The organism is Blastococcus sp. SYSU D00695, assembly GCF_054050555.1.
The window spans coordinates 1-16,959 of sequence record NZ_JBJGZP010000007.1 but is presented as its reverse complement, the minus strand read 5'-3'; the positions used below and the strand labels follow the sequence as shown (position 1 = coordinate 16,959).

The 16,959-nt window shown below is 74.5% G+C and carries 17 protein-coding genes and 2 tRNA genes; 8 read left to right on the top strand and 11 right to left on the bottom strand.

What is annotated here, in order from left to right:
* Positions 1 to 1,019 precede the first annotated feature (1,019 nt).
* Positions 1,020 to 1,253, top strand: coding sequence for a hypothetical protein (locus tag ACI781_RS06640; protein ID WP_456565287.1), 234 nt, complete (start codon positions 1,020 to 1,022; stop codon positions 1,251 to 1,253).
* A gap of 43 nt (positions 1,254 to 1,296) precedes the next feature.
* Here the strand turns inward: ACI781_RS06640 and ACI781_RS06635 are convergent, their stop codons facing one another.
* Positions 1,297 to 2,343, bottom strand: coding sequence for a PHP domain-containing protein (locus tag ACI781_RS06635; RefSeq protein WP_456565413.1), 1,047 nt, complete (start codon positions 2,341 to 2,343; stop codon positions 1,297 to 1,299).
* Positions 2,340 to 2,900 (bottom strand): DoxX family protein, encoded by a 561-nt coding sequence (locus tag ACI781_RS06630; protein WP_456565286.1) that lies wholly within the window; start codon positions 2,898 to 2,900, stop codon positions 2,340 to 2,342. Before ACI781_RS06630 ends, ACI781_RS06635 begins: the two co-directional genes overlap by 4 nt.
* A 176-nt stretch (positions 2,901 to 3,076) precedes the next feature.
* On the opposite strand from ACI781_RS06630, the gene ACI781_RS06625 reads away from it, so the two are divergent.
* Positions 3,077 to 3,262 carry a hypothetical protein gene (locus ACI781_RS06625; RefSeq protein WP_456565285.1) on the top strand — a complete coding sequence of 62 codons (186 nt, stop codon included), beginning with the start codon at positions 3,077 to 3,079 and terminating at the stop codon, positions 3,260 to 3,262.
* 14 nt (positions 3,263 to 3,276) lie between these two features.
* Here ACI781_RS06625 and ACI781_RS06620 read toward each other — a convergent pair whose 3' ends face one another.
* The 5 genes from ACI781_RS06620 to ACI781_RS06600 all read right to left on the bottom strand — a co-directional run bounded on the left by ACI781_RS06620 (position 3,277) and on the right by ACI781_RS06600 (position 7,605).
* Complete coding sequence (locus ACI781_RS06620) at positions 3,277 to 3,501, bottom strand: helix-turn-helix domain-containing protein (protein WP_456565284.1); 225 nt, start codon at positions 3,499 to 3,501, stop codon at positions 3,277 to 3,279.
* Positions 3,502 to 3,574: 73 nt separating this feature from the next.
* Positions 3,575 to 4,177 (bottom strand): hypothetical protein, encoded by a 603-nt coding sequence (locus tag ACI781_RS06615; RefSeq protein WP_456565283.1) that lies wholly within the window; start codon positions 4,175 to 4,177, stop codon positions 3,575 to 3,577.
* 295 nt (positions 4,178 to 4,472) lie between these two features.
* On the bottom strand, positions 4,473 to 5,084 hold the full coding sequence (locus tag ACI781_RS06610; RefSeq protein WP_456565282.1) for a DUF6318 family protein: 612 nt from the start codon (positions 5,082 to 5,084) through the stop codon (positions 4,473 to 4,475).
* A gap of 510 nt (positions 5,085 to 5,594) precedes the next feature.
* Positions 5,595 to 7,031: a phosphatase PAP2 family protein gene (locus tag ACI781_RS06605; RefSeq protein ID WP_456565281.1), complete on the bottom strand. Its 1,437-nt coding sequence runs from the start codon at positions 7,029 to 7,031 to the stop codon at positions 5,595 to 5,597.
* Positions 7,032 to 7,074: 43 nt separating this feature from the next.
* Positions 7,075 to 7,605: a CGNR zinc finger domain-containing protein gene (locus tag ACI781_RS06600; RefSeq protein WP_456565280.1), complete on the bottom strand. Its 531-nt coding sequence runs from the start codon at positions 7,603 to 7,605 to the stop codon at positions 7,075 to 7,077.
* Between the two features lie 96 nt (positions 7,606 to 7,701).
* On the opposite strand from ACI781_RS06600, the gene ACI781_RS06595 reads away from it, so the two are divergent.
* The 3 genes from ACI781_RS06595 to ACI781_RS06585 all read left to right on the top strand — a co-directional run bounded on the left by ACI781_RS06595 (position 7,702) and on the right by ACI781_RS06585 (position 9,180).
* The gene (locus tag ACI781_RS06595; protein WP_456565279.1) at positions 7,702 to 8,907 is read left to right on the top strand and encodes an MFS transporter; all 1,206 of its coding nucleotides are present in this window, start codon (positions 7,702 to 7,704) and stop codon (positions 8,905 to 8,907) included.
* 91 nt (positions 8,908 to 8,998) lie between these two features.
* A tRNA-Ser gene (locus tag ACI781_RS06590) sits at positions 8,999 to 9,087 on the top strand.
* A gap of 20 nt (positions 9,088 to 9,107) precedes the next feature.
* Positions 9,108 to 9,180: transfer RNA gene (locus ACI781_RS06585), tRNA-Arg, on the top strand.
* A 70-nt stretch (positions 9,181 to 9,250) separates the two neighbouring features.
* Here ACI781_RS06585 and ACI781_RS06580 read toward each other — a convergent pair.
* Complete coding sequence (locus ACI781_RS06580) at positions 9,251 to 9,766, bottom strand: DUF2269 family protein (protein WP_456565278.1); 516 nt, start codon at positions 9,764 to 9,766, stop codon at positions 9,251 to 9,253.
* A gap of 71 nt (positions 9,767 to 9,837) precedes the next feature.
* On the opposite strand from ACI781_RS06580, the gene ACI781_RS06575 reads away from it, so the two are divergent.
* Both ACI781_RS06575 and ACI781_RS06570 read left to right on the top strand, forming a co-directional pair.
* Positions 9,838 to 10,269, top strand: coding sequence for a MarR family winged helix-turn-helix transcriptional regulator (locus ACI781_RS06575; protein WP_456565277.1), 432 nt, complete (start codon positions 9,838 to 9,840; stop codon positions 10,267 to 10,269).
* 197 nt (positions 10,270 to 10,466) lie between these two features.
* Positions 10,467 to 12,695: an MMPL family transporter gene (locus ACI781_RS06570; RefSeq protein ID WP_456565276.1), complete on the top strand. Its 2,229-nt coding sequence runs from the start codon at positions 10,467 to 10,469 to the stop codon at positions 12,693 to 12,695.
* Between the two features lie 51 nt (positions 12,696 to 12,746).
* Here ACI781_RS06570 and ACI781_RS06565 read toward each other — a convergent pair whose 3' ends face one another.
* Positions 12,747 to 13,160: a PaaI family thioesterase gene (locus tag ACI781_RS06565; RefSeq protein WP_456565275.1), complete on the bottom strand. Its 414-nt coding sequence runs from the start codon at positions 13,158 to 13,160 to the stop codon at positions 12,747 to 12,749.
* Between the two features lie 151 nt (positions 13,161 to 13,311).
* On the opposite strand from ACI781_RS06565, the gene ACI781_RS06560 reads away from it, so the two are divergent.
* Entirely contained in the window at positions 13,312 to 14,502 is a 1,191-nt protein-coding gene (locus ACI781_RS06560; RefSeq protein ID WP_456565274.1) for a glycosyltransferase, read from the top strand.
* 48 nt (positions 14,503 to 14,550) lie between these two features.
* Here the strand turns inward: ACI781_RS06560 and ACI781_RS06555 are convergent, their stop codons facing one another.
* Both ACI781_RS06555 and ACI781_RS06550 read right to left on the bottom strand, forming a co-directional pair.
* Positions 14,551 to 15,027 carry a hypothetical protein gene (locus ACI781_RS06555; protein WP_456565273.1) on the bottom strand — a complete coding sequence of 159 codons (477 nt, stop codon included), beginning with the start codon at positions 15,025 to 15,027 and terminating at the stop codon, positions 14,551 to 14,553.
* Between the two features lie 133 nt (positions 15,028 to 15,160).
* Positions 15,161 to 16,639, bottom strand: a complete 1,479-nt coding sequence (locus tag ACI781_RS06550; protein ID WP_456565272.1) for an NAD-dependent succinate-semialdehyde dehydrogenase — start codon at positions 16,637 to 16,639, stop codon at positions 15,161 to 15,163.
* Positions 16,640 to 16,959: the final 320 nt, after the last annotated feature.

Genomic DNA, 16,959 nt, shown 5'->3' with positions numbered 1-16,959 from the left:
TCCTGCTGCGGCTGGTCGGGCGTCGGCTCCAGCTCGGTGGAGGACGCCCCAGCCGTCGGAGCCGGGGCCGGTGGGCCGGGGACATCGGCGGAGGAGGCCGGCACGGAGCCCGCGTCCGCGGCGTCTCCCGGGGCGGCGGACGCGTGCCCGGCAGCCAGGGTGAGCAGCAGCCAGGCGGCTGCACCGAGGCCGAGGAGCAGGAGGAGGCGACGTACGGCCGTGGCGAGGGCACTCGTCTCGTCGATGGCGGCGCGCCCCCTTCCTCGTCGTCAGCCCGGTTCGTCGGTGCCGATCCTCGTCGCGAGCATCCCGACCTTCGCAGGACTTGACGCCCCGTTGGCCCGCTTCGGCTCACGGCGCGGGCGCTCGTCCGCGCACCTCGGCTCGTTGTCACGGAGGGTGACGCCCGCGGTACGAGTTGGTGGTGGACCGGACGAGTCTCGAGCGCCGAGCGGTCCCGTGGGGGCGGGGCCGACCTGGTGCCGACGATCGCGCGGGCGCGGGCGCCGCCGGCGGGATCGGTGAGCGCGTTGACGGCGGACATCGGTCGTGTCGAGGAGATCATCGCCTCGGCATGGGAGGGTCGGACGAGGCGAACCGATCAGCCTGCGCCGCAGCCGAGGAGCGGCGGGCGGGAGTCTCCTGCGGTCGCCGTGCGGCGGTACGCGTCAGTGCGCCGTCCAGGCGAGCAGCTCGTCGGCGGTCCGGGTGTCGACGACGCGCTCGGGCGGGACGCCGGTCTCCACCGCCCGCTCGCAGCCGTTGGCCTGCCGGTCCAGCTGACCCGGGCGTGGGCGTCGGTGTCGATGGCGAACTCGCAGCCCAGCTCCACGGCGGCCGCCGTCGGACGGCTCGAGAGCGACCAGGGGGGACTGCCGCGAGCTCGTGCGCCGAGCGGGACCCCGGGACGCGGAGAGGAGCTAACCTGCGCCGATGACCCGGCTGGTGGCAGGGAGCGCCGGTCACGTCGTCGCGCACGCGGTCACGGCGATGCTCGAGTCGACCGGGGGGCCGCGCTCGTGAGGCGCCGTCGGCACCCGCGTCCCTCGAGCCTCTCGCCGCGGGTCTACCGGGAGGTCCGGTCGGCGCGCTTCCCGCTCGGCCTGCCCGACCGGACCGACCAGACGGTCGACGAGGCCTTCAACGACGCCTGGCTGCTCGTCCAGCACGACCACGACGGCGCGCGCGTGGTCGGCCTGGCCGAGGACTACGAGGCGGCGCGCGCCTGGCTCGACGAGGACCCCGGCGAGTGAGGGCCCGGCCCGGGACGCCGTCCCGGGACGGCGCGCCGGGCGGTCAGCCGGTCCAGGCGAGCAGCTCGTCGGCGGTCCGGGTGTTGACGACGCGCTCGGGCGGCACGCCGGTCTCCACCGCCCGCTCGCAGCCGTTGGCCTGCCAGTCCAGCTGACCCGGCGCGTGCGCGTCGGTGTCGATGGCGAACTCGCAGCCCAGATCCACGGCGAGGGACAGCAGCCGCAGCGGTGGGTCGAGCCGTTCGGGGCGGGAGTTGATCTCCACCGCCGTCCCGTGCTCGACGCAGGCCGAGAACACGGCCTCGGCGTCGAACTGGCTCTCCGGTCGCGGCCGCTGGGTGCCGTTGCGCTGCCGGCGTCCGATGACCAGGCGGCCGGTGCAGTGCCCGAGGACGTCGGTGTGCGGGTTGGCGACGGCGGCGAGCATCCGCTCGGTCATCGCCGACCGCTCGGCCCGCAGGTCGGAGTGCACGCTGGCGACCACGACGTCGACCCGGGCCAGCAGCTCGTCGGTCTGGTCGAGGCTGCCGTCGACGTTGATGTCGCACTCGATGCCGGTGAGGAGCCGGAACGGCGCGAGCTCCTCGTTGAGCGCCGCGACGACGTCCAGCTGCTCCTCCAGCCGTGCCGCCGTCAGCCCGTTGGCGACGGTGAGCCGGGGGGAGTGGTCGGTGAGCGCCAGGTACTCGTGGCCGAGGCCGATCGCGGCCTCGGCCATCTCCCGGATGGGGCTGCCGCCGTCGGACCAGTCGGAGTGGCTGTGCAGGTCGCCGCGCAGGAGGGCGCGGAACGCGGCGACGTCGTCGGCCAGCGGGACGAGTTCGGCGTGGGCCTCCTCCAGCGTCGCCAGGTACTCCGGCACCTCGCCGCCGTGGGCCTGCACGATCGCGGTGCCGGTCTTGGGGCCGATGCCCTTGAGGTCGGTGAGCGTCCTCGTGCGGATGCGCCGGTCGAGCTCGGCGTCGTCCAGCCCGTCCACGACGGCGGCGGCGGTGCGGAAGGCCGCGACCCGGTGCGAGGGCTCGCGGGCGCGCTCCAGGAGGAAGGCGATCCTCCGGAGCGCGGCCGCGGGGGCGAGTGGCTCGGTCAGCTCTTCGCCTTCTTCGCCGCCTTGCGCGCCTTCTTCTCGGCCTTCGCGTGCGCCTTGCCGGCGCGCTTGGAGGCCTTCTCGTAGCCCTCCTCGGTGGCCTTCGCGGCGAGCTTCGCGGCGCGGCGGGCGCGGTAGCCGACGGACGGGCGGCCCTCGGTGTCGACGGCGGCCAGCAGCAGCCCGCCGAGCAGGCCGGTGTTCTTGAGGAAGTTCGAGATCTGGCCGAACCGCTCCTCGGGGTCCTCGTGCTCCCAGAACCGGTGGCCGGCCAGCGTGGTCGGCACGATGGAGGCCGAGAGCACCAGCGCGGTCAGGCGGGGCGCCTTGTTCAGCACGAAGAGGGTGCCGGCGGCGACCTTGACGGCGGCGTCGACCTTGACCCACTGCTCGACGTCCCGGGGGACCTCGACCGGCAGCTGCTTGTCCGCGGCGCCGGCGATCTTCTCCACCACGGGAGCCGCGCCCGGCACGCGGTCCTGCGGCTTGCGCAACGTGCTGATGCCCCCGTAGATGAAGGGAGCGGCGAGCAGGGGCCGGGCGATCCGGCGGACCAACATGGGCAGACCTCTTCCGTGACGGGACCGTGTCGGTGCCTCGTGCCCGGGCTGAGCAGGCGGGACACCCTCCCCGCGACCGTAGTGACCTCCGCGCCGGTCCGCTCCTCCAGCGACGTCTGTCCCGGAGGGGTGAGGCGCGTTGTCCTCCCGCGGCCCGGGACGGCAGGCTGACCCGCATGGGGAAGGCTCTGCTCGGGCTGCTGCTGCTCGTGGTCGCCGTCGAGATGATCGCGGTGGTGGTCGTCGGCGTCGTCCTGGTGCTGGTGGGGACGACGCAGACCGTGCTGATCGGCCTCGGGATGATGCTGGTGGCCGTGGTCGCGGCGATCCTGACCTGGCGCTCCAGCCGCCGGCGCGCCTGACGCGCCCGCGGGGCTCAGCCCAGCAGGCGGGTCGCCGCGCTCACGAGGTCGAGCAGGTCGACGCTGAGCGCCTGCGAGATGGCCTGGAGGTCGTCGAGGTCGAAGGCGCTCTCCTCGCGCAGCTTCCGCGCGACGGTCGCCTGGTTGATGCCGGTCTCCCGGGCCAGCTGGCGCCCCGACCAGCCCCGGTCGGCCAGCAGTGACCGGACGACGCCGGCCACCGCGCTGGAGAGTTGCACGCGGCAACCGTAGGACGTGGCGTGCGCGCGTGGGGCGTCCAGGGCCGGGTGTGGCCGACCCGTCACCGGCGGGTCAGTCGTAGGGGTTCGTGAGGACGGCGTGCGCCTCGACCACGGTGAAGGTGACCGGTGGTCCCTCCGTCGTCGTCGTGCCCGGGACCGCCGCCGCGGCGCTGCCGTCGACGGTGAACGTGCCGCTCCAGGTGGTCGTGAGCGAGGCGCTGTAGGTGCCCGACGCGTAGTCGTGCGTGATCGTGTGCGCCGGGTAGGGGGCGCCGGGGTCGGTGGTGGTGAGGTGGGCGCCGTCGCCGGTGTGCCAGGTGAAGGAGTCGGCCGTGGCCACGATGTCGACGGTGAAGCCGCGGATGTCGAGGCTGTGGGTCTGGGTGGTCGGGCCGTCGGTGAAGAAGATGACCGGGAGACCGACGAGGGCGTCGCCCGGCGGCTGCTGGTGGGTCGGGAGCTGTGGGAGCGGCAGTCGCTGGAAGTAGCGGAACACCTCGTCGGGGGAGGGCGCCGGGTTCAGCGCGGTGACGTCGATGCACGAGTTGTTGAACGTCAGCCAGTTGCCTACCGCCGTCCCCGGCGGTAGCGGGGGATCGACGACGAAGCCGTCGGCGGTGGTGCCGTCCGGGAGGACGAGCCGCCTCTGCTGGATGGTCAGGAACCGGACCACTCGGTCAGGCGCGGCGACGCACGCTCGGTCCATGTCCTCCGGGCAGTCGTTGTTCGTCCACGTGTCGCACGGCGGGACCAACCGCCAGGTGTAGGGCTGCGGTACGGGAGGCGCGTTGCTTGCTACCCAAGTGCCCGCTGCAGTCATCTCCATATAGGCGGCCGTGAGCGCGCCGTGTCCAATTCCAACGTCTGGTGCGGGGCAAGTTCCAAGTGCGCAATCACCAGCACGGGCAAGCCCAGCCCCCGTCAGCACAAGCACCGCACTAGCAGCAGCGGCTGCCCACTTCCGCATGTCAGCCAATGGTCATGCTCGTGACGCGCCATACATGAAGATCGGCCTGCCAAGCGAGGAGTGCTCCCGACTGCAGATCTCCTGTTGCCGAGGCCGACTGCGTCTCGATGACCTGGCCGTTGCCGTCGTAGACCGTGAATGCACTCTGCGAATAGACGAATCCCACTTCGGCCTCATTGCCGTTGAGCAAGCCCGGGCCGTACGGGTGGAAGCTGACCGAAATGTCGCCGTACCGGTATCCGGCGGCTCGGTCTTCTGCGAGACTACTCGCCACCTGATTGCAGTACGAGCAGTCGAGACTTAGGTCTAAGAGTGGCTGAGGGTTCAGGTCCCCGTTTCCGATGTGTTCGAGCAACGAGATGTAGTAGCGGGTGAATTCGAGGGCGCCTTCTGGCGTTCGCTCTCGCGCCTCGTCGGGCACCGGGAAGTCCGGCGGGCCGAGGGGTGGGAGCGCCTCGGCCGAGCTGCTGGGCGACGTGCTCGCGCTCGGCAGCGTCTGGCTCGCCTGCTGCTCGTCGGAGCAGCCGCTCACCGCGCCGACGGTCAGCGCGAGCGCCACGACCGCGCGTCCGGCGAGCCTCACCGCCGTGCGCTGCTGCCTCTCGGTCCTCACGGGTAGCGGAGAGTAGCCACGAGCACCTCGTTCGCGCAGCCCTTGCTGTGGACAACCGCCCGATCGGGCCCATTGCGGGTCGAACTCGCGGGTTGGCGGGCGTGCAGGACCCGCAAAGGGCGAGGAAGACCCGCAATGGGTGGCTCTTGCGGTCGTTCTCGTGCTCTTGCGGTGCTGCAACGCCGCGAGAGCGCGCAGAGCACCGCAGGAGTGGGCGGCAGCCACCCGGCGCGCACCCGGCGAGTGCGTCGCCCGCCCGGCGGGACCCGCAGAGGGCGAGGAAGACCCGCGATGGGTGGCTCTTGCGGTCGTTCCCGTGCTCTTGCGGTGCTGCAACGCCGCAAGAGCACGCGGAACACCGCAGGAGTGGGCGGAAGGCCCCGCGCGCCGCCTGCTCGCCCGTCGCCCGCTCGTCCGGCGCGCACTCTGCGAGCCCGCCCGCGCCGGCCGGCCCGCCGCGGGCGAGAGGTCACCGGGCGGGAGAGGCGTCGGGGCAGAGCGGGAGCGGTGTCAGGTCGTCCGGCAGCAGTAGACCGTCAGCGACCCGCTCTTCCGGAACTCGAACTCGGTCGCGGCCTCGCCCATCTCGCCGTCGTAGGCCACCGGCTGCGGTCCGGACAGGGAGTGCACCCGGATCGACGTCCCCTGCGTCTCGGCGTAGCCCGACACCTTGTGCGAGACGCCGAACAGCGTGCCGAGGACGGCGCGGGTGCGGCTGAACGGGATGTCGGCGCGCAGGTACTGGACGTCGAGCAGCCCGTCCTCCAGCCGCGGCCGCCAGGCCGGCGCGAGGCCGCGGGGCGTGTACAGGCAGTTGCCGATGAAGAGGATCCAGACCTCGAGGTGGCGGCCGTCCAGCGAGAGCTCCACCGGCGTCCCGACGCGCAGGGTCCGCGCCGCCGCGACGGTCATCGCCGCCCACTTGCCCATCCGGCCCGCGAGCCGGTCGCGTCGCCGCACCATGTCCGGGTAGCTGCCGATCGCCGCGGTGTTGAGGAACGGCGTCCCGTTGAGGGTGGCGACGTCGACCCGGACCGCCGCCCCGGAGACGACCGCGTCGGCGGCCTGCTCGACGGTGTCCACGCCGACGTCCCGGGCGAAGTGGTTCAGGGTCCCGGCGGGGATGACCGCCAGCGGCAGCCCGTGCTCCAGGGCGACGGCTGCGGCGGCGGCCACCGACCCGTCGCCCCCGGCGACGCCCAGCGCCCGGGCCCGCCCGGACCGCGCCGGCTCGGTGAGCAGCTCGGCGACGCCGCAGCCCTCCGACATCTCCAGCACCTCCGCCTTCGGCAGCAGGTCGCGGATGCCGGCAGCAGGGTCGTACCACTCCGATCCCGACCGCGGGTTGACGGCGACCACGAGTCCCTCGCCGTCGGGCAGTGCCGGAGCCGAGGATGCCGGGCGGACCTTGGCGGGGGTGCGCGGCCGCACCGCCCACCACCGGCGCCCGGCGGTGGCGACCGCCGTCCCCACGGCGAAGCCGGCGAGCACGTCGCCGGGGTAGTGCACGCCCACGTGCACCCGGGAGTAGCCCACGCCGAGCGCCAGCGGCACGAGCGCGGCGCCGGCCAGCGGGCTCTCCATCGCCACGCCGGTCGCGAAGGCCGCCGCCGAGGCGGAGTGCCCGCTGGGGAACGAGTGCGTGGTCAGCGTGCGGCGCAGCAGCCGGTGCTCGCCGTGGGCGGAGAGGTCGGGACGGCGACGGCCGAAGACCTGCTTGAGCACGGCGTTCACCACCGTGCTGGTGACGACCAGCGACCCGGCCCCGCGGATCGCCCCCCGCCGCAGCGGGCCCTTGCGCAGCGCCAGGAGCGCGCCGATGCCGAACCAGAGCCGGCTGTGGTCGGCGGCGGTGGACAGCCGGCGCAGCCAGCGGTCGGCGGGCGAGGCGGGCAGCCCCCCGATGGCGGCGTGCAGGCGGGCGTCCCAGTGCCGCGGTGACCTCACGTGGAGACGGTAGTGGAGGGCGAACGCGCAGCCCGCGGCCCGCTCAGGCCTTGCGGCGGGCGCGGTAGGCGGCGACCGTCGAGCGGCTGGCGCACGTGTTGGAGCAGTAGCGGCGGCTGGCGTTGCGCGAGGTGTCGACGTAGACGTCCGCGCAGCCCTCGGCCGAGCAGACGCCGATCCGCTGCCAGCCGTGCTGGCTGACCACCTGGGACAGGCCCATGGCCACGGTGGTCGTCAGCTGCTCCAGCACCGGGGCCTCGGCGGCCGTGTAGTGCAGGTGCAGCTCGCCGTCGTGGTCGGTGGCGTAGGGCTGCGGCCGGGCCCGGGAGAGCAGCGCGTTCAGCCGGTCGAGCACGTCGGCCTGCGTCTCGGCGAGGGCCACGGCCCGCACCAGGTCGGCGATCTCGGCGGCGCGCCGCGTCTCCTCCGCGGACAGGTCGCGAGCGGACCCGGGGGAGAACCACTCGTCGTGCGCGCGGAGGAAGCCCGCCGGCCACGACCCGGCGTCGCGGTCGGCGTTGGCGAGGTCGATGGCCAGCTCCACCGCGTTCGAGGCGTAGGTGTCGTAGTTCATTTGACTCCCTACCGTTCCCTGCCTACCGTGGCCTGTAGGCGGTCAACGGTTGATGACCACCTACACATTCCCCGTAGTACTGAATCGAGCTCCACCATGCGCACGTACGTCTCCGTCTGGCGGTCGCCCTCGGCGCCCGCCCTCCTCGTCGGCGGCTTCGCCGGCCGCCTGCCCTCGGCCATGGTGCCGCTGGCGCTGCTGCTCATGGTGCAGGAGCAGACCGGCTCCTACGCGATCGCCGGCCTCGCCTCGGCCACGCTGGGCGTCGCGATGGCGGTCATGGCGCCGGTCCTGGGCCGGCTCGCCGACCGCCGCTCCCCGCGGCCGGTCCTCCTCGCCCAGTCGGTCGCCTACCCGCTGCTGCTGGCCGTGCTGGTCGGCGTCGTCCTCGCCGGCGCCCCGGCGGCCGTGATCGTCGCCGCCTCCGCGGCCGCGGGCGCCGCGACCCCGCTGATCAGCGGCACCGTGCGGGCGCTGTGGACGCGGGTCGACCCCCGCGTGCGTCCCGCGGCCTTCGCGCTCGACGCCACCACCACCGAGCTCGCCTTCGTCGCCGGCCCGGCGGTCGTGGCCGCGCTCGCCGTCCTCGCCACCCCCGCCGTCGCCGTGGGGACGGCGGGCCTGCTCGCCGTCGCCGGGGCGGTGTCGATCGCCACGTGCGGGGCGATGCGGTCCTGGCAGCCGGGCGAGCGCGCCCCCGGCGGCGTGCTGTCCACGGTGCTCTCGCCGGGCATGCCCCGGGTGCTCGTCAGCGGCGCCGCCCTGATGCTCGGCTTCGGCGCGATCGAGGTCGCCGTCCCCGCCTTCGCCGACGCCGCCGGCTCGCCGGGGATGTCCGGTCTCCTGCTCGCCGTCTGGTCGCTCGGGTCGGTCGTCGGCGGGCTCTGGTTCGGCGCCCGGGTGCTGAGCGTCTCGCTGCCGCGCCAGTACCGGTGGGGCCTGCTCGGGACGACGATCGGCCTCGCCCCGCTGGCCGCCGTCTCCAGTCCGTGGGTGCTCGCCGTCCTGCTGTTCCTGGGCGGCTCGGCGATCGCCCCGACGCTCACCGTGCAGAACTCGCTCGTCGGCTCGATCGCCCCGGCGCGTGCCACCACCGAGGCCTTCACCTGGCTGTCCACGGTCACCGTCGGCGCCTCCGCGGTCGGCGCGGCGGTGGGCGGTGCGCTGATCGAGGGTCGCTACGGCGTCCCCGCCGCCCTCATGCTCGCGGCCGCCGGTGCCGCCGTTGCCGTGGCGGTGACCCTGCTGCCCGGCCGCGGTCCGGCCGTCCCGGTCGCGCCCCGCGAGCGGCTGGCCGCCTGACCGCCGCGCCCCGGCCCGGGACCCCCCGGGTCGGGGGTCGGTGAGCGCTGGTAGTCTCTTCCGCGGTGGTTCCGGGGGGACTCGGACCCCGGGAGGCTTCGCCTAGTCCGGTCTATGGCGCCGCACTGCTAATGCGGTTTGGGTTAATCCCCATCCCGGGTTCAAATCCCGGAGCCTCCGCGCACCACAACTGAACACACGCACCCGTAGCTCAACGGATAGAGCATCTGACTACGGATCAGAAGGTTAGGGGTTCGAGTCCCTTCGGGTGCACGTCTGGTTGAGACACCGGAACGGCGCGCCGCCCCGACGGGGGAGGCGTGCCGTTCTGTCTTCCCGCCGGTCAGGAGACCGCCGGCCGGCGCCGGGTCGGGCCCCACGGCTTCCAGATCGCCAGCACCGACGCGATCACCAGGGCCGTCCCCGACACCGCGGCGGGGAACAGCAGGTCCAGCGGGATCCGGCCGAGCCGGTCGGCCAGGCCCGGGTCCACGTCGCGCGCCTGCCGGGCCGCCTCCACCAGCCGCGGGTGCAGCAGCAGCGGCACGAGCGCGAGCAGCACCAGGTTGATCACCAGCTTGACCAGCACCCACCGCGTGCGGACGACGCCCCACCGGCTGCCCAGGCCCAGCACCACGCCGGAGACCAGGGCGCCGAGGCCCGCGACCAGCAGCACCGGGACGGCGAAGGTGTGCAGGGCCGTGTAGCAGGCGGCGATCAGCGCCGGGTCGTGGGCGGTGAACCCGGTGACGGCCAGGACGCCCAGCACGGCGTCGGTGCCCAGCCAGCCGAGCGCGGTCACCAGGTGCACGAGCAGGACGACCCGGCGGGTGTCCCGGCCGAGGTGGATCCGAGCCATGGCCCGAACGTACGCCTGATCATTAGGTACCGAAAGGTCAGGCACCTGACGATCTGTGGGAGGATGCCGTCGTGCCCCGACCCCCGACCGGCACCCCTGTCGGCCTGCACCTCGACCGGGTGGCGCGCGCCGTCAGCCGCGCCTTCGACGCCCGGCTGGCCGCCGCCGGGGGCTCGCGGGCGGTCTGGCTGGTGCTGCTCACGCTGCGCCCCGGGCCGGTCGCCAGCCAGCGCGAGCTGGCCGAGGCGCTCGACGTCCGCGCCGCCACGCTGACCCAGCAGCTGGACGCGATGGAGGCCGCCGGCCTCGTGGCGCGGATCGGCGACCCGGGCAACCGGCGGGTGCGCGGGGTGGAGCTCACCGCCGCCGGCCTGGCGCTGTTCGACCGGCTGCGCGAGGCGGCCGTCGCCCACGACGCGCTGCTGCGCGAGGGGCTGAGCGCGGAGGAGATCGCCCAGGTCACCGCCGTCCTGGAGCGGATGCGCCGCAACGTCGCCGGCTGATCCGGGGACCCCCGGACCGCGGGACCGGGGACGGATGGGGGGCTTCCCCGATGGGCCGCGGCCGGTTGCCCCGCCACGCTCTGTCCGCGCCTGTCGGGCTGGCCCGACACCCGCTCCGCCAGCTGGCGGGATGGGGCCGCGAGCGCCTGAGCAGCAGATTCGGCGGCGACACCCGCACCCCAGACAGGAGATCGACGATGCAGAGATCCGGCAACCTCGCCGGGCGGGTCGGGCGGTGGAGCGCCCGGCACCGCAGGACGGCGGTCCTGGGCTGGCTGGCCTTCGTGCTCGCCGCGCTCGCGGTCAGCGCGCTGCTGCCCAAGGGCGAGCTCACCGCCGCCGAGCGGAGCCTCGGCGCCCCCGCCCAGGCCCGGCAGATCCTCGAGGACAACGGCTGGGAGGAGCCGGCGTCGGAGATGGTCCTGGTGCAGCGCGACGCCGACGTGCCGCGGTCCGCCGCCGACGCCGCCCTCGCCGACCTGGTCGCCGCGCTCCGGGCGACCCCCGAGGCCACCAATGTCGTGAGCCCGCTCGACGGCGCGCCGCTGACCTCCGCCGACGGCCGCTCCGCCCTTGTCACCCTCGATGTCGCCGGCGACCCGGAGACGGCCGACGAGCGCATCGAGCCCATCCAGGACGCGGTCGCCGGCGTCGCCGCCGACCACCGCGACGTCCGCGTCGAGCAGTTCGGCGGCACCAGCGCCGACGTCGCCCTCGGCGAGACGATGGACGCCGACTTCCAGCGGGCCGAGCTGCTGTCCATCCCGATCACGCTGGCCGTGCTGCTGCTGGCGTTCGGCGCGCTGGTGGCCGCCGTCCTGCCGCTGGTCTTCGCCCTCACGGCCTTCGTCGGCGCGCTCGGGCTGCTCAGCCTGACCAGCCAGGTGTGGCACGTCGACCAGAGCGCGCAGATCGTCATGCTGCTCATCGGCCTGGCCGTCGGCGTCGACTACTCGCTCTTCTACCTCAAGCGCGAGCGGGAGGAGCGCGCGAGGGGCGCCGGCCCGGTCGACGCGCTGGACATCGCCGCGGCCACCTCGGGCCGCTCGGTGCTCATCTCGGGCATCACGGTCGTCGTCGCGATGGCCGGCATGTTCCTCACCGGCTTCTCCGCCTTCACCGGGGTGGCCTCGGCGACCATCCTCGTCGTCGCCATCTCCGTGGCCGGGTCGCTGACCGTGCTGCCGGCGATGATGGCCTGGCTCGGCGACCGGGTGGAGAAGGGCCGGCTGCCGTTCGCGCGCCGCCGCCGCGAGGGCCGCCCCGGGCGGTTCTGGCCCGCGGTCCTCGGCGCGGTGCTGCGCCGCCCGCTGGTGTCGGGGCTGGTGGCCGGCTCGGCGCTGGTGGCCCTCGCCGTCCCGGCGCTGTCGATGGACCTGCGCACCGAGAGCGTCACCGACCTGCCGCAGGACCTGCCCGTCATGCAGACCTACAACCGGATCAGCGAGGCGTTCCCCGGCGGCCCCTCGCCGGCGCAGGTGGTGATCGAGGCCGACGACGTCGACGCCCCCGCGGTGCAGGCGGCCATCGCCGAGCTGCGCGAGCGGGCGCTGGCCAGCGGTGAGATGAACGACCCCATCGACGTCGAGACCAACGACGCCGGGACGGTCGCCGTCGTCAGCGTCCCGCTGGTCGGGGACGGCGAGGAGCAGGCCTCACGCGACGCGCTGGCCACCCTCGAGGACGACCTGGTGCCCGCGACGGTCGGCGCGGTGGACGGCGTCACGGCGGCGGTGAGCGGCCGGACCGCGGACTCCGTCGCCTTCGACGAGCTCATGGCCGACCGGACGCCGTGGGTGTTCGCCTTCGTCCTCGTGCTGGCGTTCGGGCTGCTGCTGGTGTCGTTCCGCTCGGTGACGATCGCGCTCACCGCCATCGTGCTCAACCTGCTCAGCGTGGCGGCCGCCTACGGCGCGATGGTGCTGGTCTTCCAGGAGGGCGTCGGCGCCGACCTCATCGGCCTGGACCGCACCGGCGGCATCGTGAACTGGATCCCGCTGTTCCTCTTCGTGATCCTGTTCGGCCTGTCGATGGACTACCACGTCTTCATCCTCGGGCGGATCCGCGAGGGCCACGACCGTGGCCTGTCCACCCGCGCGGCGGTCGCCAACGGGATCACGTCCTCGGCGGGGGTGGTCACCAGCGCGGCGGTGATCATGGTGTTCGTCTTCCTGACGTTCGTCACGCTGTCGATGACGTCGATGAAGCAGATCGGCCTCGGGCTGGCGATCGCGGTGCTGCTCGACGCGACCGTCGTCCGCGCCGTGCTGGTGCCGGCGGTCATGCAGCTGCTCGGTGACCGCAACTGGTACCTGCCGCGGTGGCTGCACTGGCTGCCGCAGCTGCGCCACGAGGAGGCCGTCCCCTCCGCCTCGACCGCGCCGCGGCCGGCCGAGGACGTGCCGGTCCTGGTCGCCCGCGACTGAGGACGCCGCGGGCCGCCCGGGGACGACCGCGTCCCCGGGCGGTCGGCGCGTTCACGCGGTGGCGACGACGGACTTCGTGACCTGGCCGAAGGCGACCGCCCGCCCGTCGACCGACGCCTCCGAGCGCAGGAACGCCAGCGTGCGGCCGCGCCGGACGAGCTCGGCCCGCAGGAGCACCCGCGTGCCCTCGGCCACCGGACGCAGCAGGGACGACGTCGCGTCGTGGGTGACGGCGTTCTCCCCGGCGGTCAGCTCCGGCAGCAGGCGCAGGTAGGCGGTGACGTCGAGCAGCGCGGCGACCAGGCCGCCGTGCAGGACCGCGGCGTTGTTCAGCGCCTGCGGTCCCACCGGCAGGACCACGCCGGCGCGGGGGTCGTGCGGGTCGGCCAGCTCGAGGCCGAGCCACCGGTGCAGCGGGACGTCCAGCACTCCACGGACACGGGCGGCGAGCACGTCGTCGGGCACGCCACAGCCTGGCACCCGGCCGCTCCGGGGACACGGGCACGGCCCGCGACGCGGGCAGACGAGCAGCGGACCAGGTCGTCATGGCACCCTCGGGTGCGGATGGGCCGGCCGTTGCCCGCCGACGACCGGACCGACCTGGAGGCAGTCGCCCGTGGACACGACCGTCGTGGTGCCGACCTTCAACGAGCGGGGCAACGTCGCGGAGCTGGTGCGCCGGCTGGACGAGGCGCTCGCCGGCCGAGACGCGGAGGTGCTGTTCGTCGACGACTCCGACGACGGCACCGCCGACGTCGTCCGCGGGGTGGCCGGGGGCAGCTCCGTGCCGGTCCGGCTCATGCACCGCGCGCGCGGCGACCGCGACGGCGGGCTGGCCGGTGCCGTCGCCGCCGGCATCGCGGCCGCCCGGGGCGAGTTCGTCGTCGTGATGGACGGCGACCTGCAGCACCCGCCGGAGCTCGTGCCGCTGCTGCGCGACACCGCCGAGCCGGTCGACATGGTCGTGGCCAGCCGCTACGTCGGCGCCGGGGACTCCTCCGGCCTGTCCTCGTCGTGGCGGCGGGCGGTGTCCAGCACCTCGACGCTGCTGGCCCGCTCCTGCTTCCCCCGCCGCGTCGGCCGGGTCTGCACCGACCCGATGACCGGCTTCTTCTGCGTGCGGCGCAGCGCGGTGCACCTGGACCGGCTGCGGCCCCGCGGGTTCAAGATCCTGCTGGAGATCCTGGCGCGGCACGACCTGGCCGTCGCCGAGGTCCCCTTCGCCTTCGGCGAGCGGCACGACGGCGAGAGCAAGGCGTCGTGGCGCAACGGGGCGCAGTTCCTCTACCAGATGGCGGCCCTGCGGATGGGGCGGATGGCCCGCTTCGCGGCGGTCGGCGCGCTCGGCACGGTCGTGAACCTGCTGCTCATGTGGCTGCTGCTGCGGGAGACCGACCTGCACTACCTGCCGGCGGCGGTCATCGCCACCGAGGTCGCGATCGCCCACAACTTCGTGCTGCAGGAGCGCCTGGTCTTCAACGACCTGAACGACAACCGCCACCGGTGGTGGATGCGGTTCCTGCACTCGCTGCTCTACAACAACGTGGACACGCTGGTGCGGCTGCCCGTCCTGGCGTTCCTGGTCGAGGTGCTGGCCTTCCCGTCGGTGCTGGCTCAGGGGCTCACGCTCGCCGTGGCGTTCCTCGCGCGCTTCTTCTTCGTGTCGACCGTCGTCTACCGGCCGCGGCGCTCCCCGGCGGAGACCGCGGACGACCGCGCGGAGATCGACGTCATGGCGATCGCCCCGCTGCAGGGCGTCCGGGCCGACGAGCCGCGCGCGGCCGAGGACGGGCGCCCGCAGGCCTGAGCGGCCCGCCCGGTGCCGGTCGACGGCACCGGGCGGGATCCGCCGCGGTCAAGCAGCGCCGATCTCCGCGCAGGTGTCGGCGAGGGTCTGCAGCCCGGAGAGCGTGGCGTCCAGCTCCTCCACGCCGGCCCCGCCCTCGAGCGCCGGGCCGGCCTCGCCCGCGGCCTGGCTGATCTCCTCGGCGGTGCCCAGCACGATCTCGGAGACGCCGTCCCGGTCGACCGCGTCGATGTCCCCGGCCAGCGCCGTCAGCGCGTCCAGCAGCCCCGACGGGTCGCTGGTCGCGCCGCTGCCGTACTCGTCGTAGGCCGACGACAGGGTCGCGCCGTCGGCCAGGTACAGCGCGCAGGCGTCGGCGTCGCCGGGGGAGGCGGAGTCCTCCTCGACGGTGCCGGCCGCCCCGGCGTCCACGGCCTCCCCGCCGGCGCCACCGGTGGTGGGCTCGTCGTCGCCGCAGGCACCCAGGAGGAGGGCGGTGGCGGAGAGGGCGATCAGGGTGGTGGCGGTCCGGGCGGTGGTGCGCATCGTTCGGGTGCTCCTCGGGTGGGCGGCGGGGTGGCCGGTCGGCCGTCCGCCTGTCGCCGAGCAGCGTCGGTGCGCGCGCTTGCGCGGCCCTTGCGGGCCACCAGGCAAGCGCCCGGCGGCCCGCCGGTCCCGGTCAGAGCGGGAAGGAGATGTACTTCGCCTGCAGGTACTCGGCCAGCCCCTCGTGGCCGCCCTCGCGGCCGATCCCGCTCTGCTTCACCCCGCCGAACGGCGCGGCCGGGTCGCTGACGACGCCGCGGTTGAGCCCGACCATCCCCGACTCCAGCGCCTCGGCCAGTCGCAGGCCGCGCGCCAGGTCGCCGGTGAAGACGTAGGACACCAGGCCGTACTCGGTGCCGTTGGCCAGTGCCAGCACCTCCTCGTCGGAGGTGAACCGGACGATCGGCGCCACCGGCCCGAAGATCTCCTCCTCGGTGGCCGGGGAGCCCGGCGGGACGTCCACGAGCACCGTCGGCGGGTAGAAGTAGCCGGGGCCGTCGGGACGCTCGCCGCCGACGACCACGCGCGCGCCGGCGTCCATGGTCTCCCGCACGATCCGCTCGACCTTCTCCACGGTGTCGGCGTTGACCAGGGGGCCGATGCCCACGCCGTCGGCGTCCCCGCGGCCGAGGGTCAGCGCGCCCATCCGCTCGGCCAGCTTCCGCCCGAACTCGTCGGCGACCGCGTCCTCGACGTAGAAGCGGTTGGCCGCGGTGCACGCCTCGCCGCCGTTGCGCAGCTTGGCGACCATCGCGCCGTCCACGGCCGCGTCCAGGTCGGCGTCGGCGCAGACGATGAAGGGCGCGTTGCCGCCCAGCTCCATCGAGCTGACCAGCACCTGGTCGGCGGCCTGCTTGAGCAGGCCGCGGCCCACCTCGGTGGAGCCGGTGAAGCTGACCTTGCGCAGCCGCGGGTCGGCCATCGCCGCGCCGGCGACGTCCTTGGCGCTGGTGGTCGGCAGCACGCTGAGCACGCCGTCGGGCAGCCCGGCCTCGGCAAGGATCTCGGCGAGCACCAGGGCGGTCAGCGGCGTCTCCGCCGCGGGCTTGACCAGCACCGGGCAGCCCGCGGCGAACGCAGGCCCGAGCTTGCGGGTGAGCATGGCCGCCGGGAAGTTCCACGGCGTGATCGCCAGCGAGATGCCCACCGGCTGCCGGAGGACGACGGTGCGCGTGCCGCCGGCCGGAGCGATCCGGTAGTCGCCGTCGATCCGCACCGCCTCCTCGCTGAACCAGCGGAAGAACTCCGCGGCGTAGGTGAGCTCGCCGCGGGCGTCGGTCAGCGTCTTGCCGTTCTCCCGGACCATCAGCAGGGCCAGGTCGTCGGCGCGCGGACCGGTCATCGCCTCGAACGTCCGGCGCAGGACCTCGCCGCGCTGCCGGGGCGGGGTCGCGGCCCAGCCCGCCGCGGCGGCCTCGGCGGCGTCCATCGCGGCCCGCGTGTCGTCGGGGGTGGCGTCGGCGACGCGGGCGAGCACCGAGCCGTCGGCCGGGTCGTGGACGTCGAACTCGGCGCCCCCGCCGGCGGCGCGCCACGTGCCGCCGACGAACAGCCGGGTCGGGACGGGGCGGCTGAGCCCCTCGATGGTCGCGCGGGTGTCGCTGCTCGTCACGGGCCCATCCTGCGCCTGTCGGCGTTCCGCCGCCGCCGCGCGGCCGGCGACCGGTCACTGGGGGAGAGGTTGTGGGGCGGGGGGCCGGCTCTGGCGGTCTGGCCGCGTTGGTCGGTCCATCCAGCGGTGGATGGCCAGTGGTTTCCCGGCTGCCCCCGCCCACGACAACTGTGACTCGGCCCACAGCCCGGGTCAACCCCCGGGCGGCGTGTCGCCCTCCCGCGCCTCCCACCCTCCCGCCCTCCCGCCCTCCCTCCCTCCCGCCGTCCCGCCGTCCCGCCGTCCCGCCGTCCCGCCGTCCCGCCGTCCCGCCGTCCCGC

Excerpts from the sequence above, each read along its gene's own strand:
- ACI781_RS06630 (WP_456565286.1), bottom strand. The coding sequence starts at position 2,900 with ATGTTGGTCCGCCGGATCGCCCGGCCCCTGCTCGCCGCTCCCTTCATC.
- ACI781_RS06625 (WP_456565285.1), top strand. The coding sequence starts at position 3,077 with ATGGGGAAGGCTCTGCTCGGGCTGCTGCTGCTCGTGGTCGCCGTCGAG.
- ACI781_RS06600 (WP_456565280.1), bottom strand. The coding sequence starts at position 7,605 with ATGAACTACGACACCTACGCCTCGAACGCGGTGGAGCTGGCCATCGAC.
- ACI781_RS06595 (WP_456565279.1), top strand. The coding sequence starts at position 7,702 with ATGCGCACGTACGTCTCCGTCTGGCGGTCGCCCTCGGCGCCCGCCCTC.
- ACI781_RS06580 (WP_456565278.1), bottom strand. The coding sequence starts at position 9,766 with ATGGCTCGGATCCACCTCGGCCGGGACACCCGCCGGGTCGTCCTGCTC.
- ACI781_RS06570 (WP_456565276.1), top strand. The coding sequence starts at position 10,467 with ATGCAGAGATCCGGCAACCTCGCCGGGCGGGTCGGGCGGTGGAGCGCC.
- ACI781_RS06555 (WP_456565273.1), bottom strand. The coding sequence starts at position 15,027 with ATGCGCACCACCGCCCGGACCGCCACCACCCTGATCGCCCTCTCCGCC.